This window comes from Pseudomonas sp. HN2-3 (assembly GCF_020691745.1).
In the GTDB taxonomy this organism is placed as follows: domain Bacteria; phylum Pseudomonadota; class Gammaproteobacteria; order Pseudomonadales; family Pseudomonadaceae; genus Aquipseudomonas; species Aquipseudomonas capeferrum.
The window spans coordinates 3,931,838-3,955,704 of sequence record NZ_CP085704.1; the positions used below are offsets into that span (position 1 = coordinate 3,931,838).

General features: G+C 63.2%; 18 protein-coding genes. 16 read left to right on the forward strand and 2 right to left on the reverse strand.

The genetic code is table 11. The features are described from left to right. Positions 1–43: 43 nt before the first annotated feature. Together LJX93_RS17855 and LJX93_RS17860 are read right to left on the reverse strand one after the other, a co-directional pair. Positions 44–1,486 carry a SulP family inorganic anion transporter gene (locus tag LJX93_RS17855; RefSeq protein WP_033699176.1) on the reverse strand — a complete coding sequence of 481 codons (1,443 nt, stop codon included), beginning with the start codon at positions 1,484–1,486 and terminating at the stop codon, positions 44–46. 84 nt (positions 1,487–1,570) lie between these two features. Further along, entirely contained in the window at positions 1,571–3,292 is a 1,722-nt protein-coding gene (locus tag LJX93_RS17860) for a S8/S53 family peptidase (protein WP_047581221.1), read from the reverse strand. 146 nt (positions 3,293–3,438) lie between these two features. On the opposite strand from LJX93_RS17860, the gene LJX93_RS17865 reads away from it, so the two are divergent. The 16 genes from LJX93_RS17865 (at position 3,439) to LJX93_RS17940 (ending at position 23,861) form a co-directional block, all read left to right on the forward strand. After that, positions 3,439–4,173, forward strand: a complete 735-nt coding sequence (locus LJX93_RS17865) for a secretin N-terminal domain-containing protein (protein ID WP_033700171.1) — start codon at positions 3,439–3,441, stop codon at positions 4,171–4,173. Between the two features lie 491 nt (positions 4,174–4,664). After that, on the forward strand, positions 4,665–5,990 hold the full coding sequence (gene aceA / locus LJX93_RS17870; protein WP_033699180.1) for an isocitrate lyase: 1,326 nt from the start codon (positions 4,665–4,667) through the stop codon (positions 5,988–5,990). Positions 5,991–6,709: 719 nt separating this feature from the next. Further along, positions 6,710–7,123, forward strand: coding sequence for an NADH-quinone oxidoreductase subunit A (locus tag LJX93_RS17875; RefSeq protein WP_003251427.1), 414 nt, complete (start codon positions 6,710–6,712; stop codon positions 7,121–7,123). 10 nt (positions 7,124–7,133) lie between these two features. Next, complete coding sequence (locus tag LJX93_RS17880; RefSeq protein WP_012313769.1) at positions 7,134–7,811, forward strand: NuoB/complex I 20 kDa subunit family protein; 678 nt, start codon at positions 7,134–7,136, stop codon at positions 7,809–7,811. Positions 7,812–7,890: 79 nt separating this feature from the next. Continuing rightward, entirely contained in the window at positions 7,891–9,672 is a 1,782-nt protein-coding gene (gene nuoC / locus LJX93_RS17885) for an NADH-quinone oxidoreductase subunit C/D (protein WP_033699182.1), read from the forward strand. Between the two features lie 2 nt (positions 9,673–9,674). After that, a complete protein-coding gene (gene nuoE / locus LJX93_RS17890; RefSeq protein ID WP_027592810.1) occupies positions 9,675–10,172 on the forward strand; it encodes an NADH-quinone oxidoreductase subunit NuoE in 498 nt (165 codons plus the stop codon). Then, positions 10,169–11,548, forward strand: coding sequence for an NADH-quinone oxidoreductase subunit NuoF (gene nuoF, locus LJX93_RS17895; RefSeq protein WP_033699184.1), 1,380 nt, complete (start codon positions 10,169–10,171; stop codon positions 11,546–11,548). Before nuoE ends, nuoF begins: the two co-directional genes overlap by 4 nt. A 132-nt stretch (positions 11,549–11,680) precedes the next feature. Continuing rightward, on the forward strand, positions 11,681–14,395 hold the full coding sequence (gene nuoG / locus LJX93_RS17900; protein WP_047581224.1) for an NADH-quinone oxidoreductase subunit NuoG: 2,715 nt from the start codon (positions 11,681–11,683) through the stop codon (positions 14,393–14,395). Further along, positions 14,392–15,399, forward strand: a complete 1,008-nt coding sequence (gene nuoH / locus LJX93_RS17905) for an NADH-quinone oxidoreductase subunit NuoH (RefSeq protein ID WP_012273297.1) — start codon at positions 14,392–14,394, stop codon at positions 15,397–15,399. The genes nuoG and nuoH overlap by 4 nt, the downstream gene beginning before the upstream one ends. Before the next feature lie 11 nt (positions 15,400–15,410). Then, positions 15,411–15,959, forward strand: coding sequence for an NADH-quinone oxidoreductase subunit NuoI (nuoI, locus tag LJX93_RS17910; RefSeq protein WP_027592814.1), 549 nt, complete (start codon positions 15,411–15,413; stop codon positions 15,957–15,959). Positions 15,960–15,969: 10 nt separating this feature from the next. Next, the gene (nuoJ, locus tag LJX93_RS17915; protein ID WP_012313764.1) at positions 15,970–16,470 is read left to right on the forward strand and encodes an NADH-quinone oxidoreductase subunit J; all 501 of its coding nucleotides are present in this window, start codon (positions 15,970–15,972) and stop codon (positions 16,468–16,470) included. 3 nt (positions 16,471–16,473) lie between these two features. After that, positions 16,474–16,782: an NADH-quinone oxidoreductase subunit NuoK gene (gene nuoK / locus LJX93_RS17920; RefSeq protein ID WP_003251446.1), complete on the forward strand. Its 309-nt coding sequence runs from the start codon at positions 16,474–16,476 to the stop codon at positions 16,780–16,782. After that, positions 16,779–18,632 (forward strand): NADH-quinone oxidoreductase subunit L, encoded by a 1,854-nt coding sequence (gene nuoL, locus LJX93_RS17925; RefSeq protein ID WP_033699189.1) that lies wholly within the window; start codon positions 16,779–16,781, stop codon positions 18,630–18,632. The genes nuoK and nuoL overlap by 4 nt, the downstream gene beginning before the upstream one ends. 40 nt (positions 18,633–18,672) lie before the next feature. Next, a complete protein-coding gene (gene nuoM / locus LJX93_RS17930) occupies positions 18,673–20,205 on the forward strand; it encodes an NADH-quinone oxidoreductase subunit M (RefSeq protein ID WP_033699192.1) in 1,533 nt (510 codons plus the stop codon). Between the two features lie 7 nt (positions 20,206–20,212). Continuing rightward, the gene (nuoN, locus tag LJX93_RS17935) at positions 20,213–21,682 is read left to right on the forward strand and encodes an NADH-quinone oxidoreductase subunit NuoN (RefSeq protein WP_033699194.1); all 1,470 of its coding nucleotides are present in this window, start codon (positions 20,213–20,215) and stop codon (positions 21,680–21,682) included. A 127-nt stretch (positions 21,683–21,809) separates the two neighbouring features. Beyond that, positions 21,810–23,861 carry a TonB-dependent receptor family protein gene (locus LJX93_RS17940; protein WP_227696255.1) on the forward strand — a complete coding sequence of 684 codons (2,052 nt, stop codon included), beginning with the start codon at positions 21,810–21,812 and terminating at the stop codon, positions 23,859–23,861. Positions 23,862–23,867 lie beyond the last annotated feature (6 nt).

Below are 23,867 nucleotides of genomic sequence, written 5' to 3' on the forward strand. Positions count from 1 at the left end.
GTTCGCGGGGCGAGCCCGCTCCCACCAGGGATCATGACAACGCTCAGTGCTGTTCGCCGGCCCGTTTCAGCAGCTTCTTGCAGCGCTCGGACAGGTGCACCACCCGCAACTGCTTGCCCGCCTTGGCATAGCGCTCGCGCAAGGTCTTCAACGCCGCAATTGCCGAGTAGTCGACAAAGCTCAGGTGCTGACAATCCAGGGTGACCTTGGCCGGGTCGCCCGCCGCATCGAACTGGTTGAGAAACGGCGTGACCGAGGCAAAGAACAGCGTGCCATGCACCTGGTAGCGCTTGCCCCCCTCGCCGTCCTCATAGCTGTCGGCATACAACTCCCGGGCATGCTGCCAGGCAAAGTTCACCGCCGCGATGACGATACCGAACAGCACGGCCATGGCCAGGTCGGTGAACACCGTGACGACGGTCACCGCAATGATCGCCAACACATCGCTGACCGGCACCTTGTGCAACACGCGCAACGAGGCCCAGGCAAAGGTCTGCTGGGCAACCACGAACATCACCCCTACCAGGGCCGCCAGCGGGATGCGCTCGATCAGCGGCGACAGGAACAGCACGAACAGCAAGATCATCACCCCAGCGACCACCCCAGACAGCCGACCACGGCCGTTGGAGCTGAGGTTGATCACCGTCTGCCCGATCATCGCGCAGCCGCCCATGCCGCCACATAGCCCGGAGACCATGTTGGCCGCCCCCAGGGCCACGCACTCGCGGTCCGGGAAGCCACGGCTCTCGGTGATCTCGTCGGTGAGGTTGAGTGTCAGCAGGGTTTCCAGCAAGCCGACCATGGCCATCAGCACTGCGTACGGGGCAATGATCTGAAGCGTTTCAAGGTTCCATGGCACACTCGGCAGTGCCAGTTCCGGCAAGCCGCCGGCGATATGCGCCATGTCGCCGAGGGTACGGGTCGGTAAACCGAGCAGGTACACCAGCAGGCCTACCCCGAGGATGGCCACCAGCGCGGGCGGCACGGCGCGGGTCAGCTTCGGCAGTACGTAGACCACCAGCATGGTCAACGCCACCAGGCCGATCATCAGGTACAGCGGTGCACCACTGAGCCAGTGATCGCCCTGCTTGAAGTGCTCCAGCTGGGCCAGGGCGATGACGATCGCCAGGCCGTTGACGAAGCCGAGCATCACCGGGTACGGCACCAGGCGCACCAGTTTGCCCAGGCGCAGCACGCCAAACAGAATCATCACCACCCCGCCCAGCAGCACCGTTGCCAGCAAGTACTGCACGCCGTGTTGCACCACCAGCGCGACGATCACCACCGCCATCGAGCCGGCAGCGCCAGAGATCATGCCGGGGCGGCCGCCAAACAGCGCGGTCAGGGTGCAGATGATGAAGGCGCCATACAGGCCCATCAACGGGTTGAGGTGCGCCACCAGGGCAAAGGCGATGCACTCGGGCACCAAGGCGAACGAAGTGGTGAGGCCGGCGAGCACGTCGGCGCGGAGTCGGGCGGGTTTCATGGCGTTCCTGTGAGGCGGTCCAGGCGGACGGGCTGGCAAGCAAGGGGCGCAATGTTACGGAATTTGTCTAACAGCGGCCACCGCTCAACGCACCCGGTCAAGGCTCTGTACCGCCAGGTCCAGCGCACGCTGCATGTCCAGGCGCGCCGAGCGGCCCAGGTCCGGGTGGTTCAGCCGGCCGCCCCGCTCAGACGGCAAAATCGGCGCAGTCAGGTCTTCGGCATCCATGGCTTCGAAGTCCTGCTCGGTACCTAAGGTCAATGCACTGCGCCGCAACAACATGCGGACCTGCTCGGGTGTCAGTGCCGGGTTGATCGACAACATCGCCGCCACCGTCGCGCTCACCAGCGGCGTGGCATACGAGGTGCCGCAGTGTGGCTTCTTGGCACCCGCGGGGCGGATGCAGGCCGCGGCGCTGACATCGACGCGCATGTCGATGTTCGAGCTGCGGCGCTTGCGCACATGCTGCGGGTCCTCGACCGGCACCGCCTTGTCGCTGCGCTGGTGGCCGCCCACCACCAGCAATTGCTCGGTAATGAACGACGATGGCAAACGGTATTCGTCAGTGCCGGACCACGAGGCGCCGTTGCCCGCCGAGTTGATGACCACCACGTCTGGGTGCTCGGCCCGCAACCAGAGGAAGAATTCTTCCAGCAGCTCCTCATACCCGCTCATCGCCAGGCCCGAGCGGACCAACGAATCGACTTCATCACCCGCGACATTCTTCGCGCCCACCCGATGGATGCCCCAGCTCCAGTTCAGAACGCGCACGCCGTCTTCGACAAGGTTGACCGAAGCCGCGATGTTGGCGGTGATACCGGCATCCGAATTGCGTTCGACAATGACCTCGAAGCCCGGGCTGGAATTGCCCAACCCCGGCAGAAACCCGCCTTCCACGCCTTTGCCCTGAGCCGCGAGAATGCCGGCGACATGGCTGCCGTGGCTGTCGGCACGGTTGCCATCCCGGCCATACAGGCAGGTATTGCCCTTCGCACAGGCACCGCGATAGCCGATGAATCCCGGTGCGTCGAAATCCACATCGCGCTCGATCACCCCGACGCGAATGCTCTGTACCGCCACCTTGGAAGCAGGGATGCGCCGCTGGTAGAAATACAGCGCATCCATGAAGCGGTTGGCCGCCCACTCGTCCGCCTGGTCCATGGCCTGGCGGCTGAGACCGTCACCTTCCTCTGCACGTTCGGGGGCGGACTCTTCGACAATCACGGCATCGACGCTGACTTCACTGCCCATGCGCAGGATCATCGCGTCGCGCTGCACCAGGTCGTGCACCGGCAAGCGCAGTTGATAGACATTGAGTGGTGGGATGGCGCCGACCACCTTGGCGCCAAACTTGTCGGCGATACGCTGTGCTTCTTTGCGGCCGTCGTGTTTTTCTTCGATCAACAGGCTTACCAGGTCGAGGTACGTGGTCAGCCCATCCATGTTCTTCGCCACTTCCCCGGGGCCAGCGGCGAGCACATGGCTGCCCTGGCGGCTGAGCCAGACGGGGTTGCTCTTGCGCCCAGCGGCCTCGATCCACAGCGGCGCGCTGCGCTGGGCGGTACTGTGCAAGGTCAGCTTGAGGTTATCGCCTTGCCGCTCGATATCGGCCTGCGGCAATTGCGCGTCGCCGAGCCAGACCGCAGGCATCTGCGGCCCCAGCCCTTCGCTGCGCAAGCACCATTGCGGGCGCCTGGCATCAGGCAGGTCACCGCAACGCTGAAGTTGCTTGATGCGCAGCGTGTCCCCGGCCGCACCGGCAACGCTGGCGAACAGGCACAACAACAACGTGGCACAGTGCTTCATGCGGTCACTCCCGACGGCGTCTGAGGTTGCGACTGCCGGGGCAAATCAAAGGTTCAGCCGCAGCCCGATGTCAGTCGTTGATGCGCAGCCTGCACAACCTGAGCAAATTTGCCATCATGTTGATTCCCCCTGCGGAGATCATGGACATGCCGCTACGCCCCTTTTTCGCCTCGCTGCTGCTGGCGGCGAGCCTGAGCGCTCAAGCCGCCACCGAAGTCATGCCGCTGCAGTACCGCAGCAGTGCCGAGTTGCTGCCCGCCGCGCAATCGTTCATCGGCAAGGACGGCACCGTCAGCGCCTTCGAGAACAAGCTGATCGTCAATGCCAGCCCCGAGCGCATCGACGACCTGCGCAGCCTGCTGCAACAGCTGGACACCGCGCCCAAGCGCCTGCTGATCAGCGTCGACAACAACGACAGCAACTTCCAGGACAACCGCGGCAATGCCCATGTCATCCGCTACGGCACCAGCAACCGTGAAGGCGGCCTGCAACAGGTGCAGGCCAGCGAAGGCCAGGCGGCGCTGATCCAGGTGGGCCAGAGCATACCGGTGACCAGTACCAGCACCGACGGTTACGGGCGCATCCAGAGCAACACCGAATACCGCAATGTGACCCAAGGTTTCTACGTCACCCCAAGCTTGAGCGGCGAGACGGTTCGTCTGCAAATAAGCACCAATAATGACCGTATCAGCCAGGAACGTGCCGATGTAGTGAAAGTACAAAGCACCGACACGACCGTCACCGGCAAGCTCGGCGAGTGGATTACCCTGGCGGGGTTCAATCAGCAGAGCCAAGCCGATCGAAGCGCATCCAGCCACACCTACAGCACACAGCGCGGCGAAAACATGACTTTACGGGTAAAAGTCGACCTTCTGGACTGATCCCAGGCAATTCAAGGCCTCGACCAAAGGCCTTGAAACTGACTGCCGAGTCGTATTAGACCAAAGATGTAGTAACTTAAAAAAGTCACTACAAAACATTTGACAGGCACTTTTTCCCAAGGGCATGATGGCCTCGCTCCCGCTAATCAGGGGCCCTGGCAAGGGCCTTCGAGGCGTGCTCCTCCTACCCTTGGAGGCGCCTCGTGTCTATACGGCCCACAAGGCGGTTCGACGGGATTGCGACTGCAACGAAGAAGTTGTCCCGAGGGACGGAAGCGCATCACCGCAGTTCTGGCAATCGCGTCGCACCGCAGCAAGGCAACCACGAGCCGACCTGCAGGGCACACCTTCGCCTGGCCTGCCCCTCCTTCCCCTTCGAGCCTTCGCGTTCGCCGCCGCACTCCCCCCGGACAGGACAGCCGTCAGGCCTCTGATCTGCACCCGAGCATCAGCACAATTACCCCAAGATCGATGCGACGAGGTTTATTTCCATGGCACTGACACGCGAACAGCAAATTGCAGCCCTCGAGAAAGACTGGGCCGAGAACCCGCGCTGGAAAGGCGTGACCCGTACCTACACCGCCGCTGATGTCGTTCGCCTGCGTGGCTCCCTGCAGCCGGAGCACACCCTGGCTCGCCAGGGCGCAGAAAAACTGTGGAAGCTGGTCACCCAAGGTGCCCACCCGTCCTTCCGCCCAGAAAAAGATTTCGTCAACTGCATGGGCGCCCTGACCGGCGGCCAGGCAGTGCAGCAGGTCAAGGCCGGCATCCAGGCCATCTATCTGTCTGGCTGGCAGGTTGCCGCCGACAACAACTCGGCCGAGTCCATGTACCCCGACCAGTCGCTGTACCCGGTCGACTCGGTACCGACCGTGGTCAAGCGCATCAACAACTCGTTCCGCCGCGCTGACCAGATCCAGTGGAAAGCCGGCAAGAACCCAGGCGACGACGGTTACATCGACTACTTTGCGCCCATCGTGGCTGACGCCGAAGCCGGTTTCGGCGGCGTACTGAACGCCTACGAGCTAATGAAGAACATGATCGAAGCGGGCGCCGCCGGCGTGCACTTCGAAGACCAGCTGGCCTCGGTTAAAAAATGTGGCCACATGGGTGGCAAGGTACTGGTACCGACCCAGGAAGCCGTACAGAAGCTGGTTGCCGCGCGCCTGGCAGCTGACGTCTCGGGCGTGCCGACCATCATTCTGGCCCGTACCGACGCCAACGCCGCCGACCTGCTGACCAGCGACTGCGACCCGTACGACCAACCGTTCGTGATCGGCGAGCGTACCCGTGAAGGCTTCTACAAGGTCCGCGCCGGCCTCGACCAGGCGATCTCCCGCGGCTTGGCCTACGCTCCGTACGCCGACCTGATCTGGTGCGAAACCGCCAAGCCTGACCTGGACGAAGCCCGCCGCTTCGCCGAAGCGATCAAGAAGGAGTACCCGGACCAGATCCTGTCGTACAACTGCTCGCCTTCCTTCAACTGGAAGAAGAACCTGGACGACGCCACCATTGCCAAGTTCCAGCGCGAGCTGTCGGCCATGGGCTACAAGCACCAGTTCATCACCCTGGCCGGCATCCACAACATGTGGCACGGCATGTTCAACCTGGCGCACGACTACGCCCGCAACGACATGACCGCCTATGTGAAGCTGCAGGAGCAGGAATTCGCCGATGCCAGCAAGGGCTACACCTTCGTGGCGCACCAGCAGGAAGTGGGCACTGGCTACTTCGATGACATGACCACCGTGATTCAGGGTGGGGCTTCGTCGGTGACTGCACTGACTGGTTCGACCGAGGAAGAGCAGTTCCACTGATAGCAGTGGGCTGGTGAAGCGAGGCCCGGGGTTCGTGAGGACCCCGGGCTTTTTATTGTAGAAGGGCTTGCCACGACATTTTCAGCGCCTATGAGATCGAGCGCCGCCCGCGCGGCGCTCGATCTCATAGCCACCCCCCCTCAAGCCAAGCACCTGCCAACCCCACCCCCTCGCCAAGGCAGGTAAAAGCAAATCCCAGAATCCGGACTATGCTTGGGGCAGCCCAGTAGCAGCCGCCACCCGCCACCCCCATGCCCTCTCAATCACTTCGTCAGCCCACAATGGCTCAACCGATAAAGTATTGACCCAGAGCGGTGCGCGAGGGTTTGGAAGCTGCTAGAACGAGAGTTTTTCTCATTTGCAAGTAGCGCTGCAGCCCGATGAACTTGCAAGGCTCACTAAAGGAGAATTTCAACGCATCAAATTTAATGCGATTAATTATCATTACGAACTTACAAATTCGTTACGCCGCGCAAGAAACATAATTAACAAAAGCGCACGCAATGCCCGAATTTCAAGGCTTTCAGCCAGTTACGAAAGAGTTTTGTTCTTAATCCTACGAATAAATTTGCCACAGAAATTTTACTTGCACCGGGTTTACCCATAAAATCAGCGCGATTGATTCAGCTGCGACATTTGGTCACTGCATGTGCGACACCAAGTCGCCGCTCTACTTATTTCAGACTGCAGAGCTGGGTCTCTGTATAAGGATCTCTAGCATGTCCGATTCGGCAGGACTCATCGCCCACAACTGGGGCTTTGCCATCTTCCTTTTGGGTGTCGTCGGCCTGTGCGCCTTCATGCTCGGCCTGTCCAGCCTGCTAGGTAGCAAGGCCTGGGGCCGCGCCAAGAACGAACCCTTCGAATCCGGCATGCTGCCCGTCGGCAGCGCCCGCCTGCGCCTGTCCGCCAAATTCTATCTGGTCGCGATGCTGTTCGTGATCTTCGATATCGAAGCCCTCTTTCTCTTTGCATGGTCTGTGTCCGTCCGCGAAAGCGGCTGGACCGGGTTCGTCGAAGCGCTCGTTTTCATAGCAATTCTGTTGGCAGGTCTTGTCTACCTTTGGCGCGTCGGGGCACTTGATTGGGCTCCCGAAGGTCGCCGCAAGCGGCAAGCGAAGCTGAAACAATGAGGCTTTGGCAATGCAATACAATCTCACCAGAATCGATCCGGATGCGCCCAACGAGCAGTACCCGGTCGGTGAACGGGAAACCGTCACCGATCAGCTGCTAGAGGACCAGGTCCACAAGAACATCTACATGGGGAAACTCGAAGATGTGCTGCGTGGCGCGGTCAACTGGGGTCGCAAGAACTCCCTGTGGCCGTACAACTTCGGCCTGTCCTGCTGCTACGTGGAAATGACCACGGCCTTCACGGCGCCCCACGACATCGCCCGCTTCGGCGCCGAAGTCATCCGGGCCTCGCCGCGTCAGGCCGACTTCATGGTCATCGCCGGTACCTGCTTCATCAAGATGGCGCCGATCATTCAGCGCCTGTACGAGCAGATGCTCGAGCCGAAGTGGGTCATCTCCATGGGTTCGTGTGCCAACTCCGGTGGCATGTACGACATCTACTCGGTCGTTCAGGGGGTCGACAAGTTCCTCCCCGTGGATGTCTATGTGCCTGGCTGCCCGCCACGCCCTGAGGCTTTCCTGCAAGGCTTGATGCTGCTGCAGGAGTCGATCGGCCAAGAACGACGCCCGCTTTCCTGGGTTGTTGGTGATCAAGGTATTTACCGTGCCGAGATGCCAGCCCAGAAAGACCTGCGTCGTGAGCAGCGCATTGCAGTAACCAACCTGCGCAGCCCCGACGAAGTCTGATCCAGCGACCTGCCGCCCGCTCCCCAAGGAGCCGGCGGCCTGGCTTCATTCTTAACGTTGACCCAAAGCGACCGAGACCATGACAGCGGACAACGCTATTTTCATTCCGCCCTACAAGGCTGACGACCAGGATGTGGTCGTCGAACTGAACAACCGTTTTGGCGCCGAAGCATTCGTCGCCCAGGAGACCCGCACCGGCATGCCCGTGCTGTGGGTCAAGCGTGCGCAGCTCAAAGAGGTGCTCAGCTTCCTGCGCGGCGTAGCCAAGCCCTACAGCATGCTGTACGACCTGCACGGTGTCGACGAGCGCCTGCGCACCCAGCGCCGTGGCCTGCCCGCCGCCGATTTCAGCGTGTTCTACCACCTGCTGTCGGTCGAACGTAACAGCGATGTGATGATCAAGGTGTCGCTCAGCGAAGGCGACCTGAACCTGCCGACCGTGACCGGCATCTGGCCAAACGCCAACTGGTACGAGCGCGAAGTCTGGGACATGTTCGGCATCGACTTTGCCGGCCACCCACACCTGAGCCGCATCATGATGCCGCCCACCTGGGAAGGTCACCCGCTGCGCAAGGACTACCCAGCCCGTGCCACCGAGTTCGACCCCTACAGCCTGACCCTGGCCAAGCAGCAGCTTGAAGAGGAATCGGCACGTTTCAACCCGGAAGCCTGGGGCATGAAGCGTCAGGGCGCCAACGAGGACTACATGTTCCTCAACCTGGGCCCCAACCACCCGTCTGCCCACGGTGCGTTCCGTATCGTGCTGCAGCTGGACGGTGAAGAGATCGTCGACTGCGTGCCGGACATCGGCTACCACCACCGTGGTGCCGAAAAGATGGCCGAGCGCCAGTCCTGGCACAGCTTCATCCCCTACACCGACCGTATCGACTACCTCGGTGGGGTGATGAACAACCTGCCGTACGTACTGGCAGTGGAAAAACTGGCCGGCATCAAGGTGCCACAGAAGGTCGACGTGATTCGCATCATGCTCGCCGAGTTCTTCCGCATCACCAGCCACCTGCTGTTCCTGGGTACCTACATCCAGGACGTCGGCGCCATGACCCCGGTGTTCTTCACCTTCACCGACCGCCAGCGCGCCTACACCGTGATCGAAGCGATCACCGGTTTCCGCCTGCACCCGGCCTGGTACCGCATCGGTGGCGTCGCCCACGACCTGCCGCGCGGCTGGGACAAGCTGGTCAAGGACTTCGTCGACTGGCTGCCCAAGCGCCTCGACGAGTACACCAAGGCTGCCCTGCAGAACAGTATCCTCAAGGGCCGTACCGTCGGCGTTGCCGCGTACAACACCAAGGAAGCGCTGGAATGGGGCACTACCGGTGCCGGCCTGCGTTCCACCGGTTGCGACTTCGACCTGCGTAAAGCGCGCCCTTACTCCGGCTACGAGAACTTCGAGTTCGAAGTGCCGCTGGCCCACAATGGCGATGCCTACGATCGCTGCATGGTCCGTGTCGAAGAGATGCGCCAGAGTATCCGCATCATCGACCAGTGCCTGCGCAACATGCCGGAAGGCCCGTACAAGGCGGATCACCCGCTGACCACGCCGCCGCCGAAAGAGCGCACCCTGCAGCACATCGAAACCTTGATCACGCACTTCCTGCAAGTCTCGTGGGGCCCGGTCATGCCGGCCAACGAGTCGTTCCAGATGATCGAAGCGACCAAGGGCATCAACAGTTACTACCTGACGAGCGATGGCGGCACCATGAGCTACCGCACCCGGATCCGTACCCCGAGCTACCCGCACCTGCAGCAGATCCCTTCGGTGATCAAAGGCAGCATGGTCGCCGACCTCATTGCGTACCTGGGCAGTATCGACTTCGTTATGGCTGACGTGGACCGCTAAGCATGAACAGCACGCTTATCCAGACAGACCGTTTCGCCCTCAGCGAAACCGAGCGCTCGGCCATCGAGCACGAGATGCATCACTACGAGGACCCGCGCGCGGCGTCCATCGAAGCCTTGAAGATCGTCCAGAAGGAACGTGGTTGGGTGCCGGACGGCGCCATTCACGCGATCGGCGAAGTGCTGGGCATCCCTGCCAGTGACGTCGAAGGCGTGGCCACCTTCTACAGCCAGATCTTCCGCCAGCCGGTCGGCCGCCACATCATCCGCGTGTGCGACAGCATGGTCTGCTACATCGGTGGCCACGAGTCCGTGGTCAGCCAGATCCAGAGCGAACTGGGCATCGGCCTCGGCCAGACCACCGCAGACGGGCGTTTCACCCTGCTGCCGGTGTGCTGCCTGGGCAACTGCGACAAGGCCCCGGCGCTGATGATCGACGACGACACCTTTGGCGACGTGCAGCCGACTGGTGTTTCCAAACTGCTGGAGGGTTACGTATGACCATTACTTCCTTCGGCCCGGCCAACCGCATCGCGCGTTCGGCCGAAACCCACCCACTGACCTGGCGCCTGCGTGACGACGGCGAGCCGGTATGGCTTGCCGAGTACGAATCCAAGAACGGCTACGCCGCTGCCCGCAAGGCACTGGCGCAGATGTCGCAGGACGACATCGTCCAGGCGGTCAAAGACTCCGGCCTCAAGGGCCGTGGCGGTGCGGGCTTCCCCACTGGCGTGAAGTGGGGCCTGATGCCCAAAGACGAATCCATGAACATCCGCTACCTGCTGTGCAACGCGGATGAAATGGAGCCGAACACCTGGAAGGACCGCATGCTGATGGAGCAACAGCCCCATCTGCTGGTCGAGGGCATGCTGATCAGCGCCCGCGCCCTGAAGGCCTACCGCGGCTACATCTTCCTGCGTGGCGAATACACCACCGCAGCGAAGAACCTCAACCGCGCCATCGACGAAGCCAAGGCCGCAGGCCTGTTGGGCAAGAACATCCTCGGTTCGGGCTTCGACTTCGAGCTGTTCGTGCACACCGGCGCCGGTCGCTACATCTGCGGTGAAGAAACCGCACTGATCAACTCGCTCGAAGGCCGCCGCGCCAACCCACGCTCCAAGCCACCCTTCCCTGCCGCCGTTGGCGTGTGGGGCAAGCCGACCTGCGTGAACAACGTCGAGACCCTGTGCAACGTCCCGGCCATCGTCGCCAACGGCAACGACTGGTACAAGTCGCTGGCCCGCGAAGGCAGCGAGGACCACGGCACCAAGCTGATGGGCTTCTCCGGCAAGGTGAAGAACCCGGGCCTGTGGGAACTGCCGTTCGGCGTCACCGCCCGCGAGCTGTTCGAAGACTACGCCGGTGGCATGCGCGACGGCTTCAAGCTCAAGTGCTGGCAGCCAGGCGGCGCCGGTACCGGCTTCCTGCTGCCCGAGCACCTCGACGCCCAGATGTACGCCGGCGGCATCGCCAAGGTCGGCACCCGTATGGGTACGGGCCTGGCCATGGCGGTCGACGACAGCGTCAACATGGTCTCGCTGCTGCGCAACATGGAAGAGTTCTTCGCCCGCGAATCGTGCGGCTGGTGCACCCCTTGCCGTGACGGCCTGCCGTGGAGCGTGAAGATGCTGCGCGCGCTGGAAAACGGCCAGGGCCGCGCCGAAGACATCGAGACCCTGCTGGGTCTGGTCAACTTCCTCGGCCCAGGCCGCACCTTCTGTGCTCACGCACCGGGTGCCGTCGAGCCCTTGGGCAGTGCCATCAAATACTTCCGCTCCGAATTCGAGGCCGGTGTCGCCCCAGCCAGTGCTGCCGACACCCTGCGCCCGAACCTGGCCAAGCCAGTGCCGAGCGGGCCGATCGTGGTCGGCGCATAACAAGATGAGCTGCGGGTGGTCCGTGCCACCCGCCAGCCTGCAGGCCGGCCCGAACGATTCGAGGCGGGCCGCAGGCATACAGATTTCCATTAGCCACGCCCGCTCACGCGGGCCAACGAAGAACTTTGAACAATGGCCACTATCCACGTAGACGGCAAAGCGCTCGAAGTCAACGGTGCAGACAACCTGTTACAGGCGTGTCTGTCGCTCGGCCTCGACATCCCTTATTTCTGCTGGCACCCGGCGCTTGGTAGCGTTGGCGCCTGCCGGCAATGTGCGGTCAAGCAGTACACCGACGAGAACGACACCCGTGGTCGTATCGTCATGTCCTGCATGACCCCTGCCTCCGACGGCACCTGGATCTCCATCGAAGATGACGAGTCCAAGGCGTTTCGCGCCAGCGTCGTCGAGTGGCTGATGACCAACCACCCGCACGACTGCCCCGTGTGCGAGGAGGGCGGTCACTGCCACCTGCAGGACATGACGGTAATGACCGGCCACAACGAGCGCCGTTACCGTTTCACCAAGCGTACCCACCAGAACCAGGACCTCGGCCCGTTCATCGCCCACGAGATGAACCGCTGCATCGCCTGCTACCGCTGCGTGCGTTACTACAAGGACTACGCAGGCGGCACCGACCTGGGTGTCTACGGCGCCCACGACAACGTGTACTTCGGCCGCGTTGAAGACGGCGTGCTGGAGAGCGAATTCTCCGGCAACCTGACCGAGGTCTGCCCGACCGGTGTGTTCACCGACAAGACCCACTCCGAGCGCTACAACCGCAAGTGGGACATGCAGTTTGCCCCAAGCATCTGCCACGGTTGCTCCAGCGGCTGCAACATCAGCCCGGGCGAGCGCTACGGTGAACTGCGTCGGATCGAGAACCGCTTCAACGGCTCGGTCAACCAGTACTTCCTGTGCGACCGTGGCCGCTTCGGCTATGGCTACGTCAACCGCACCGACCGCCCACGCCAGCCACGCCTGGCCGATGGCACCAAGCTGAGCCTGGACGCCGCCCTGGACAAGGCCGCCGACCTGCTGCGCGGCCGCACCATCGTCGGCATCGGCTCGCCGCGCGCCAGCCTCGAAAGCAACTACGGCCTGCGCGAGCTGGTCGGTGCCGAGTACTTCTACTCCGGCATGGAAGCAGGCGAACTGGCCCGCGTGCGCCTGGCCCTGAACGTGCTGAACAACAGCCCGCTGCCCGTGCCGACCCTGCGCGACATCGAAGACCACGACGCGGTGTTCGTGCTCGGTGAAGACCTGACCCAGACCGCCGCCCGCGTTGCCCTGGCCGTACGCCAGGCCACCAAAGGCAAGGCCGAAGCCATGGCCGAGGCGATGAAAGTGCAGCCTTGGCTGGACGCTGCGGTGAAGAACATCGGCCAGCACGCGCTGTACCCGCTTTTCATCGCGTCCCTGGCTGAAACCAAGCTGGACGACGTTGCCGAAGAATGCGTGCACGCAGCCCCGGCCGACCTGGCCCGCATCGGTTTCGCCGTGGCCCACGCCATCGACCCGAGCGCTCCGGCCGTTGCTGGCCTGGACGACGAAGCCAAGGCCCTGGCCCAGCGCATCGCCGACGCCCTGGTCGCGGCCAAGCGCCCGCTGGTGGTTGCCGGTACTTCGCTGGCCGACCCTGCCCTGATCGAAGCCGCCGCCAACATCGCCAAGGCCCTGAAGCTGCGCGACAAGAACGGTTCGCTGAGCCTGGTTGTGCCTGAGGCCAACAGCCTCGGCCTGGCCATGCTTGGCGGTGAGTCCGTCGATGCCGCGCTGGATGCGGTCATCAGCGGCAAGGCCGACGCCATTGTGATCGTGGAAAACGACCTGTACACCCGCGTAGCGGCCGCCAAGGTCGATGCTGCCCTGGCCGCAGCCAAGGTGGTGATCGTCGCCGATCACTCCCACACCGCGACCCTGGAACGTGCCCACCTGGTGCTGCCGGCGGCGTCGTTCGCCGAAGGCGACGGTACCCTGGTCAGCCAGGAAGGCCGTGCCCAGCGCTTCTTCCAGGTGTTCGACCCGCAGTACCTGGACAGCAGCATCCTGGTCCACGAAGGCTGGCGCTGGATGCACGCCCTGCGTGCCACCCTGCTGAACAAGCCGGTCGACTGGACCCAGCTGGACCACGTCACCAGCGCCTGCGCCGAAGCCGCCCCGCAACTGGCCGGCATCGTCAACGCTGCGCCAAGCGCCGCCTTCCGCATCAAGGGCATGAAGCTTGCCCGTGAGCCGCTGCGCTACTCCGGCCGTACCGCCATGCGCGCCAACATCAGCGTGCACGAGCCACGCACCCCGCAAGACAAGGACACCGCGTTCGCCTTCTCGATGGAAGGCTACTCGGGCTCCGCCGAACCGCGCCAGCAAGTGCCGTTCGCCTGGTCGCCGGGCTGGAACTCGCCGCAAGCCTGGAACAAGTTCCAGGACGAGGTCGGTGGCCACCTGCGTGCCGGTGACCCGGGCGTGCGCCTGATCGAATCGCAAGGCGATCGCCTGAACTGGTTCAACGCCATCCCGGGCGCCTTCAACCCGGCCCGTGGCACCTGGACTGCAGTACCGTTCTTCCACCTGTTCGGCAGCGAAGAAAGCTCCTCGCGCGCCGCCCCGGTGCAAACGCGTATTCCGGCCGCCTACGTCGGCCTGGCCAAGTCCGAAGCCGACCGCCTGGGTGTCAACGAAGGAGCGCTGCTGAGCCTGAACGTGGGTGGCGTGGCACTGCGCCTGCCGCTGCGTATCAATGAAGAACTGGGCGCAGGCCTGGTCGCGCTGCCGAAAGGCCTGGCTGGCATTCCGCCTGCCATCTTCGGTGCACCCGTAGAAGGCCTGCAGGAGGCAGCACAATGAGCTGGTTCACCCCCGAAGTGATCGATGTGATCATCCAGGTCGTCAAGGCTATCGTGGTGCTGCTGGCCGTAGTGGTCTGCGGCGCCCTGCTCAGCTTCGTCGAGCGCCGCCTGCTGGGCTGGTGGCAGGATCGCTACGGCCCTAACCGTGTCGGCCCGTTCGGCATGTTCCAGATCGCCGCCGACATGCTGAAGATGTTCTTCAAGGAAGACTGGAACCCGCCCTTCGTCGACAAGATGATTTTCACCCTGGCGCCGGTCGTGGCCATGAGCGCGCTGCTGATCGGCTTCTCGATCATCCCGATCACACCCGGCTGGGGCGTTGCCGACCTGAACATCGGCCTGCTGTTCTTCTTCGCCATGGCTGGCCTGTCGGTATACGCCGTACTGTTCGCCGGTTGGTCGTCGAACAACAAGTACGCCTTGCTGGGCAGCCTGCGGGCGTCGGCACAGACCGTTTCGTACGAGGTGTTCCTGGGCCTGGCGCTGATGGGCGTGGTGGTGCAGGTGGGTTCGTTCAACATGCGCGACATCGTTGAATACCAGGCCCAGAACCTGTGGTTCATCATTCCGCAGTTCTTCGGCTTCTGCACCTTCTTCATCGCTGGCGTCGCCGTGACTCACCGTCACCCGTTCGACCAGCCAGAAGCGGAACAGGAACTGGCCGACGGCTACCACATCGAGTATGCCGGCATGAAATGGGGCATGTTCTTCGTCGGTGAGTACATCGGCATCATCCTCATCTCGGCGCTGCTGGTGACCCTGTTCTTCGGCGGCTGGCACGGCCCGTTCGGCATCCTGCCGCAGGTGCCGTTCCTGTGGTTCGCGCTGAAAACCGCGTTCTTCATCATGCTGTTCATCCTGCTGCGCGCCTCGATCCCGCGCCCACGCTATGACCAGGTGATGGACTTCAGCTGGAAGTTCTGCCTGCCGCTGACCCTGATCAATTTGCTGGTGACCGCTGCGATCGTGCTTTACAACACGCCAGCCGTCGCGGCCCAGTGAGGATTTGACCCATGTTCAAATATATCGGCGACATCGTTAAAGGCACCGGCACTCAGCTGCGCAGCCTGGCAATGGTGTTCTCCCACGGGTTCCGCAAGCGCGACACCCTGCAGTACCCCGAAGAAGCTGTGTACCTGCCGCCGCGCTATCGCGGCCGCATCGTCCTCACCCGCGACCCCGACGGCGAGGAGCGCTGCGTGGCGTGCAACCTCTGCGCGGTGGCCTGCCCGGTCGGCTGCATCTCGCTGCAGAAGGCCGAGACCGAGGACGGCCGTTGGTACCCTGAGTTCTTCCGCATCAACTTCTCGCGTTGCATCTTCTGCGGCCTGTGCGAGGAAGCGTGCCCGACCACCGCGATCCAGCTGACTCCGGATTTCGAAATGGCCGAGTTCAAGCGTCAGGACCTGGTGTACGAGAAAGAAGATCTGCTGATCTCCGGCCCCGGCAAGAACCCTGACTACAACTTCTACCGTGTTGCGGGTATGGCGATCGCTGGCAAGCCGAAGGGCTCTGCGCAGAACGAGGCCGAGCCGATCAACGTGAAGAGCTTGCTCCCATAAGGACAGAAAGATGGAATTCGCTTTCTACTTCGCATCCGGGATCGCCGTGGTCTCCACCCTTCGGGTGGTAACCGGCACCAACCCCGTGCACGCCCTGCTCTACCTGATCATTTCGCTGATTTCCGTGGCAATGATCTTCTTCGCCCTCGGTGCGCCGTTTGCCGGCGCCCTGGAAGTGATCGCCTACGCTGGCGCCATCATGGTGCTGTTCGTGTTCGTGGTGATGATGCTCAACCTGGGGCCGGCCTCGGTCGCCCAGGAACGCGGCTGGCTCAAGCCAGGCATATGGGCGGGGCCGGTAATACTGGGCACCCTGCTGCTGCTGGAACTGCTGTACGTGCTGTTCGTCACCCCGAGCGGTGCCGGCATCAGCGGCACCACCGTGGGCCCGAAAGAAGTGGGCATCAGCCTGTTCGGCCCGTACCTGCTGGTGGTCGAACTGGCTTCGATGCTGCTGCTCGCCGCAGCCGTCACCGCCTTCCACCTGGGCCGCAACGAGGCGAAGGAGTAAATCATGGGTGCTATCCCTCTCGAGCATGGTCTGGCGGTCGCCGGCATCCTGTTCTGCTTAGGTCTGGTTGGCCTGATGGTCCGCCGCAACATCCTCTTCGTGCTCATGAGCCTGGAAGTCATGATGAACGCCTCTGCCCTGGCGTTCGTCGTCGCCGGTGCCCGTTGGGTCCAGCCCGACGGCCAGGTGATGTTCATTCTGGTGATCAGCCTGGCAGCCGCCGAGGCCAGCATTGGCCTGGCCATCCTGCTGCAGCTGTATCGCCGCTTCCACACTCTCGACATCGATGCTGCCAGTGAGATGCGCGGATGAACCTTCTCTTCCTGACTTTCGTCTTCCCCCTGATCGGCTTCCTGCTGCTGTCGTTCTCGCGCGGGCGGTTCTCGGAGAACCTGTCCGCCCTGATCGGCGTCGGCTCGGTCGGCCTCTCGGCCGCGACAGCCGCCTACGTTATCTGGCAATTCAACGTCGCACCGCCTGAAGGCGGCGCGTACAGCCAGCTGCTGTGGCAGTGGATGTCGGTGGACGGCTTCGCGCCGACCTTCACCCTGCACCTGGACGGCCTGTCGGTCACCATGCTCGGCGTGGTCACTGGCGTGGGCTTCCTGATCCACCTGTTCGCGTCCTGGTACATGCGTGGCGAAGCCGGTTACTCGCGCTTCTTCTCGTACACCAACCTGTTCATCGCCAGCATGCTGTTCCTGATCCTGGGCGATAACCTGCTGTTCATCTACTTCGGCTGGGAAGGCGTGGGCCTGTGCTCGTACCTGTTGATCGGTTTCTACTACAGCAACCGCAACAACGGTAACGCGGCACTCAAGGCCTTCATCGTCACCCGTATCGGCGACGTGTTCATGGCCATCGGCCTGTTCATCCTGTTCGCCCAGCTGGGTACCTTGAACGTGCAGGAACTGCTGGTACTGGCACCGCAGAAGTTCCAGGCGGGTGACACCTGGATGGTGCTGGCGACCCTGATGCTGTTGGGTGGCGCGGTCGGTAAATCGGCCCAGTTGCCCTTGCAGACCTGGCTGGCCGACGCGATGGCAGGCCCTACCCCGGTTTCGGCACTGATCCACGCGGCAACCATGGTGACTGCGGGCGTGTACCTGATCGCCCGTACCAACGGCCTGTTCCTGCTGGCCCCGGACATCCTGCACCTGGTGGGTGTGGTCGGTGGTGTGACCCTGGTGCTGGCCGGCTTCGCCGCGCTGGTACAGACCGACATCAAGCGTATCCTCGCCTACTCGACCATGAGCCAGATCGGCTACATGTTCCTGGCCCTGGGCGTGGGTGCCTGGGACGCGGCGATCTTCCACCTGATGACCCACGCCTTCTTCAAGGCCCTGCTGTTCCTTGCGTCCGGTGCGGTGATCGTTGCCTGCCACCACGAGCAGAACATCTTCAAGATGGGCGGCCTGTGGAAGAAGCTGCCGCTGGCCTACGCCAGCTTCGTGGTCGGTGGCGCCGCCCTGGCGGCCCTGCCGATCGTGACCGTGGGCTTCTACTCCAAGGACGAGATCCTCTGGGAAGCCTTCGCCAGCGGCAATACCGGCCTGCTGTACGCCGGCCTGGTCGGTGCGTTCATGACCTCGCTGTACACCTTCCGCCTGATCTTCATCGCCTTCCACGGCGAAGCCAAGACCGAAGCCCACGCCGGCCACGGCATCAGCCACTGGCTGCCACTGGGCGTGCTGATCGTGCTGTCGACCTTCGTCGGCGCCTGGATCACCCCACCGCTGGCAGGCGTGCTGCCTGAAAGCGCCGGCCACGCCGGTGGTGACGCCAAGCACTCGCTGGAGATCGCCTCGGGCGCCATCGCCATCGCCGGTATCCTGCTGTCAGCCCTGCTGTTCCTGGGCAAGCGCCGCTTCGTCAGCGCGATCGCCAACAGCGGCATCGGCCGCGTCCTGTCGGCCTGGTGGTTCGCCGCCTGGGGCTTCGACTGGATCTACGACAAGCTCTTCGTCAAACCCTACCTGCTGATCTGCCACATCCTGCGCAAGGACCCGGTAGACCGCAGCATCGGCCTGATCCCTCGGATGGCGCGTGGCGGCCACGTCGCCATGAGCAAGACCGAGACCGGCCAGCTGCGCTGGTACACCGCCTCGATCGCCGTCGGCGCCGTGCTGGTGCTCGGTGCTGTGGTAGTGGCTGCGGTATGACTATGAATCTTGCGACTTTGCCAAAGGAAACCAACCCGTCATGATTTTGCCTTGGCTGATCCTGATCCCCTTCATCGGCGGCTTCCTGTGCTGGCTGGGTGAGCGCTTCGGCGCCACCCTGCCGCGCTGGATCGCGCTGCTGACCATGTCCCTGTTGCTCGGCATCGGCCTGTACCTGTGGGGCACCGGCGACTACACCCTGGCGCCTGCGCCGGGGGCCGAACCTGCCTGGGCACTCGAATACAAAGTCGAGTGGATCAAGCGCTTCGGCATCAGCATCCACCTGGCCCTCGATGGCCTGTCGCTGCTGATGATCCTGCTCACCGGCCTGCTCGGTGTGCTGTCGGTACTGTGCTCCTGGAAAGAGATCCAGCGCCACGTCGGCTTCTTCCACCTCAACCTGATGTGGATCCTCGGCGGCGTGGTCGGTGTATTCCTGGCCCTGGACCTGTTCCTGTTCTTCTTCTTCTGGGAAATGATGCTGGTGCCGATGTATTTCCTCATCGCGCTCTGGGGTCACAGCTCGGCGGACGGCAAGAAGACCCGGATCTATGCCGCAACCAAGTTCTTCATCTTCACTCAGGCCAGCGGCCTGATCATGCTGGTCGCGATCCTTGGCCTGGTGCTGGTCAACTACAACACCACCGGCGTGCTCACCTTCAACTACAGCGACCTGCTCAAGGCCGAGCTGCCGCCTGGCGTCGAGTACGTGCTGATGCTGGGCTTCTTCATCGCCTTCGCGGTCAAGCTGCCAGTGGTGCCCTTCCACTCCTGGCTGCCTGATGCGCACGCCCAGGCGCCAACCGCAGGTTCCGTGGACCTGGCGGGCATCTTGTTGAAGACTGCGGCCTACGGCCTGCTGCGCTTCGCCCTGCCGCTGTTCCCGAACGCTTCGGCAGAGTTTGCGCCGATCGCCATGACCCTGGGCCTGATCGGTATCTTCTACGGTGCCTTCCTGGCCTTCGCGCAAACCGACATCAAGCGCTTGATCGCCTTCTCCAGCGTCTCGCACATGGGCTTCGTGCTGATCGGTATCTACTCCGGCAGCCAGCAAGCCCTGCAAGGCGCGGTGATCCAGATGCTGGCCCACGGCCTGTCGGCCGCCGCACTGTTCATCCTGTCCGGCCAGCTGTACGAGCGCCTGCACACCCGTGACATGCGTCAAATGGGTGGCCTGTGGCACCGCATCGCCTACCTGCCTGCAATCAGCCTGTTCTTCGCCGCCGCATCGCTGGGCCTACCAGGCACCGGCAACTTCGTCGGCGAGTTCCTGATCCTGATCGGCAGCTTTGCCAGCGTGCCATGGATCACCGTGATCGCCACCACCGGCCTGGTCTTCGGCTCGGTCTACTCGCTGATCATGATCCACCGTGCCTACTTCGGCCCAAGCAAGAGCGACACCGTGCTGGCCGGCATGGACGGCCGCGAGCTGATCATGGTGCTGGGCCTGGCGGTGCTGCTGATCGTGCTTGGTGTGTACCCGCAGCCGTTCCTCGACACTTCTGCCGCCACCATGAGCGGTGTGCAGCAGTGGCTTGGCTCCGCTTTCACTCAACTCGCTTCGGCCCGGTAAGAGCGCTATGGAATTCACCACTCAACACTTCATCGCATTGGCGCCGATGCTGATCACCACCATCACCACGGTGGTGGTGATGCTGGCGATCGCCTGGAAGCGCAACCACTCGCAGACCTTCCTGCTGTCCACCGTGGGCCTTAACCTGGCCCTGCTGTCGATCCTGCCGGCCCTCAAGGTTGCACCGCTGGCGGTCACCTCGCTGATCACCATCGACAAGTTCGCCTGCCTGTACATGGCGATCATCCTGGTGGCCACGCTGGCCTGCGTCACCCTCGCCCACGCCTACCTTGGCGAAGGCTCCAAGGGCTTCCCGGGCAACCGCGAAGAGCTGTACCTGCTGCTGCTGATGTCGGCCCTCGGTGGCCTGGTGCTGGTCAGCGCCAACCACCTGGCCGGCCTGTTCATCGGCCTGGAGCTGCTGTCGGTACCGGTCTACGGCCTGGTGGCGTACGCCTTCTTCAACAAGCGCTCGCTGGAAGCCGGCATCAAGTACATGGTGCTGTCGGCCGCAGGTTCGGCCTTCCTGCTGTTCGGCATGGCACTGCTGTACGCCGATGCAGGCAGCCTGAGCTTCGACCAGATCGGCAAAGCCCTGGCAGCCACCAACATGCCAAGCCTGGTTGCACAACTGGGCCTGGGCATGATGCTGGTCGGCCTGGCCTTCAAGCTGTCGCTGGTCCCCTTCCACCTGTGGACCCCGGACGTGTACGAAGGCGCCCCGGCGCCGGTTGCCGCGTTCCTGGCCACCGCGAGCAAGGTGGCGGTGTTCGCCGTGGTCGTGCGCCTGTTCATGCTCTCCCCTGCTGCCAGCAGCGGCGTGCTGAGCACCGTACTGGCGGTGATCGCGGTTGCCTCGATCCTGGTCGGTAACCTGCTGGCACTGACCCAGAGCAACCTCAAGCGCCTGCTCGGTTACTCGTCCATCGCCCACTTCGGCTACCTGGTCATCGCCCTGGTCGCCAGCAAGGGCCTGGCCCTGGAAGCCATGGGCGTGTACCTGGTCACCTACGTGATCACCAGCCTTGGCGCCTTCGGCGTCATCACGCTGATGTCCTCGCCTTACGGCGGCCGTGACGCCGATGCCCTGTACGAGTACCGCGGCCTGTTCTGGCGCCGCCCGTACCTGACTGCGGTACTGACCGTGATGATGCTGTCGCTGGCCGGTATCCCGCTGACTGCGGGCTTCATCGGCAAGTTCTACATCATCGCCACCGGCGTCGAGTCGCACCTGTGGTGGCTGGTCGGCGCCCTGGTGATCGGTAGCGCCATCGGCGTTTACTACTACCTGCGCGTCATGGTCACCCTGTACCTGGTCGAGCCGAACCTGCGTCGCCACGACGCCCCGCTGAAGTGGGAACAGCGCACGGGCGGCGTCATGCTGCTGGCTATCGCGATCCTGGCCTTCGTGCTCGGTGTGTACCCGCAACCGCTGCTGGAAATGGTTCAGCAGGCGGGCCTGCAACTGATCGGCTGACCTCCGGCGATCCTGAACAACCCCGCCTCGGCGGGGTTGTTCTTTTTCAGGGCTACAGAACGAAAGCTGTGCTTCGTCTGACACTTGCAGCGTCAGATTCCCGCTTATCGATCTGGAAGCCCTTGCCATGCGCCCTACCCTCCCCCTCTCCTTGCTGGCCCTGTTGGCCTCCAGCGCCACCCAGGCCACAGGCCGCGTCGAACTCGACCAAGTGTTGATCGAAGATCAGCAACAGACCGAGCTGGAGGCCGCCGCCGAGCACCTGCGGGAAATCCCTGGCGCCAGCAATCTGGTGGACATGAACCGCGTGGGGCAAGGCCGGGTCGCCAGCAATCAGGATGTGCTGGCCTACCAGCCTGGGGTGTTCGCCCAGTCGGCGGGCAATGATGGCATCAAGCTGTCGATCCGTGGTTCGGGCATCAACCGCGCTCCGGGGGCGCACGGCTCCGGGGTCTACACGATGTTCGACGGCTTGCCGCTGACCGGCCCCGGCGGCACCCCTTATGAACTGTTCGAGCCGCTATGGCTGAGCCGCGCCGAGGTATTGCGCGGGGCCAACGGTTTCGATCAGGGCGCCCTGGCCCTGGGGGGTGCCATCAACTATGTCACCCACACCGGTTACGATGCCGCGCCACTGCAGGCGCGCTACGAGGTTGGTAGCCGCGGCTACCAACATCGGCACATCAGTTCTGGCCAGGTGCTGGGCAACCTCGATTACTACGTGGCGCTGACCGACTCGGAATACGACGGCTATCAGGCGCACAGCAGTGGCAGCGCCAAGGGTATCGCCGCCAATGTCGGCTACCGGTTCAACCCGAACCTTGAAACACGTTTTTACCTGCGTTATCGCGAAACCGAGAACGACCTGGCCGGGCGCCTGACCAAGGACCAGATCAAGCACGACCCGCGTGCCGCCAACGCGGCGTACCTGGCCCGCGACGACAGCCGGCCGCAACCGGGCAGCACCTGGGTGGCCAACAAGACCACCTTCTACCTTGAGGGCGATGCCCGGGTAGAAGCCGGGCTGGTCTATCACGACTTCCCGATGGACCTGCGCGAAGGCCCGATGCGCCTCAAGGTCGCCTACACCGATGTCAGCGGCACCCTGAACTACCTGCGCCGCGATACCCTGCTGGGCCACGAGAGCAAGACCACCGTGGGCTGGCGGACCACCAAACACCTGCCCAACAGCGGTGCCTCGCAATTTGCCCGCACCAGCGGTGACAACTTCGGCGCGCGTAGCCGCGACTTCAGCTACCAGGGCTCGGATACCGTGCTGCATGTCGGCAACGATCTGGAGCTGATCCCTGATTTGTGGCTGACCACGGGCCTGGCGATGATCTATACCCGACGTGAAAGTGACGTCAGCTACCCTGCCACCGGCGGCAAGGTCAGCCAGCACGACTGGGACTACGCGCCGCGCCTGGGCCTGCGCTATGACATCAACCCGCACCTGCAGGTCTATGGCAACCTGAGCCGGTCCGTCGAGCCACCGCACCCGTGGTCGCTGATCTGGAGCGCCACGGCGGCGACACAACCTGTCGAAATGCAGAACCAGACAGCCACCACGCTTGAACTGGGCGCACGCGGCGACTCTGCGCTGGGGCGCTGGGACCTGGCGTGGTATTACTCGCAAGTGCGCCACGAACTGCTGGCCGTGGAAATCGTGCAGGGCCTGCCGGCCAAAGAATACAATGCCAGCGCCACCGTACACCAAGGTGTCGAGGCGGGCCTGGACAGCACCATGTGGGAGCAAGCCGGCAGGGGCAAGCTGAGCCTGCGCCAGGCCTACACCTTCAGTGACTTCCGCTACCGCGACGACGACACCTTCGCTGACAACCGCTTGCCTGGCATCCCCATGCATTACTACCAGGCCGAGTTGCGCTACGACTGGCCGAGCGGGTTCTATGCCGGGGTCAATACGCAGATGGCCTCCAAGGTGCAGGTCGACTATGCCAACAGTTACCACGCCGATGCCTATGCCTTGCTGGGGGCACGCCTGGGTTGGGACTCACCGAAACAGGACTGGCAGACCTGGCTGGACCTGCGCAACCTGACCAACAAGCGCTATGCCGCGACAGTGACGCCGGGCTACAACGATGGCGGGCAGGACATCGCCCGGTCGACGCCGGGCGAAGGGTTTGCGGTCTATGCAGGGGTGTCCTACAGCTTCCGATAAACGGCC

Excerpts from the sequence above, each read along its gene's own strand:
- nuoH (WP_012273297.1), top strand. The coding sequence starts at position 14,392 with ATGAGCTGGTTCACCCCCGAAGTGATCGATGTGATCATCCAGGTCGTC.
- aceA (WP_033699180.1), top strand. The coding sequence starts at position 4,665 with ATGGCACTGACACGCGAACAGCAAATTGCAGCCCTCGAGAAAGACTGG.
- LJX93_RS17940 (WP_227696255.1), top strand. The coding sequence starts at position 21,810 with ATGCGCCCTACCCTCCCCCTCTCCTTGCTGGCCCTGTTGGCCTCCAGC.
- nuoL (WP_033699189.1), top strand. The coding sequence starts at position 16,779 with ATGAACCTTCTCTTCCTGACTTTCGTCTTCCCCCTGATCGGCTTCCTG.
- LJX93_RS17865 (WP_033700171.1), top strand. The coding sequence starts at position 3,439 with ATGCCGCTACGCCCCTTTTTCGCCTCGCTGCTGCTGGCGGCGAGCCTG.
- LJX93_RS17855 (WP_033699176.1), bottom strand. The coding sequence starts at position 1,486 with ATGAAACCCGCCCGACTCCGCGCCGACGTGCTCGCCGGCCTCACCACT.
- nuoE (WP_027592810.1), top strand. The coding sequence starts at position 9,675 with ATGAACAGCACGCTTATCCAGACAGACCGTTTCGCCCTCAGCGAAACC.
- nuoM (WP_033699192.1), top strand. The coding sequence starts at position 18,673 with ATGATTTTGCCTTGGCTGATCCTGATCCCCTTCATCGGCGGCTTCCTG.
- nuoF (WP_033699184.1), top strand. The coding sequence starts at position 10,169 with ATGACCATTACTTCCTTCGGCCCGGCCAACCGCATCGCGCGTTCGGCC.
- nuoJ (WP_012313764.1), top strand. The coding sequence starts at position 15,970 with ATGGAATTCGCTTTCTACTTCGCATCCGGGATCGCCGTGGTCTCCACC.
- nuoG (WP_047581224.1), top strand. The coding sequence starts at position 11,681 with ATGGCCACTATCCACGTAGACGGCAAAGCGCTCGAAGTCAACGGTGCA.
- LJX93_RS17860 (WP_047581221.1), bottom strand. The coding sequence starts at position 3,292 with ATGAAGCACTGTGCCACGTTGTTGTTGTGCCTGTTCGCCAGCGTTGCC.
- nuoC (WP_033699182.1), top strand. The coding sequence starts at position 7,891 with ATGACAGCGGACAACGCTATTTTCATTCCGCCCTACAAGGCTGACGAC.
- LJX93_RS17880 (WP_012313769.1), top strand. The coding sequence starts at position 7,134 with ATGCAATACAATCTCACCAGAATCGATCCGGATGCGCCCAACGAGCAG.
- LJX93_RS17875 (WP_003251427.1), top strand. The coding sequence starts at position 6,710 with ATGTCCGATTCGGCAGGACTCATCGCCCACAACTGGGGCTTTGCCATC.
- nuoN (WP_033699194.1), top strand. The coding sequence starts at position 20,213 with ATGGAATTCACCACTCAACACTTCATCGCATTGGCGCCGATGCTGATC.
- nuoI (WP_027592814.1), top strand. The coding sequence starts at position 15,411 with ATGTTCAAATATATCGGCGACATCGTTAAAGGCACCGGCACTCAGCTG.
- nuoK (WP_003251446.1), top strand. The coding sequence starts at position 16,474 with ATGGGTGCTATCCCTCTCGAGCATGGTCTGGCGGTCGCCGGCATCCTG.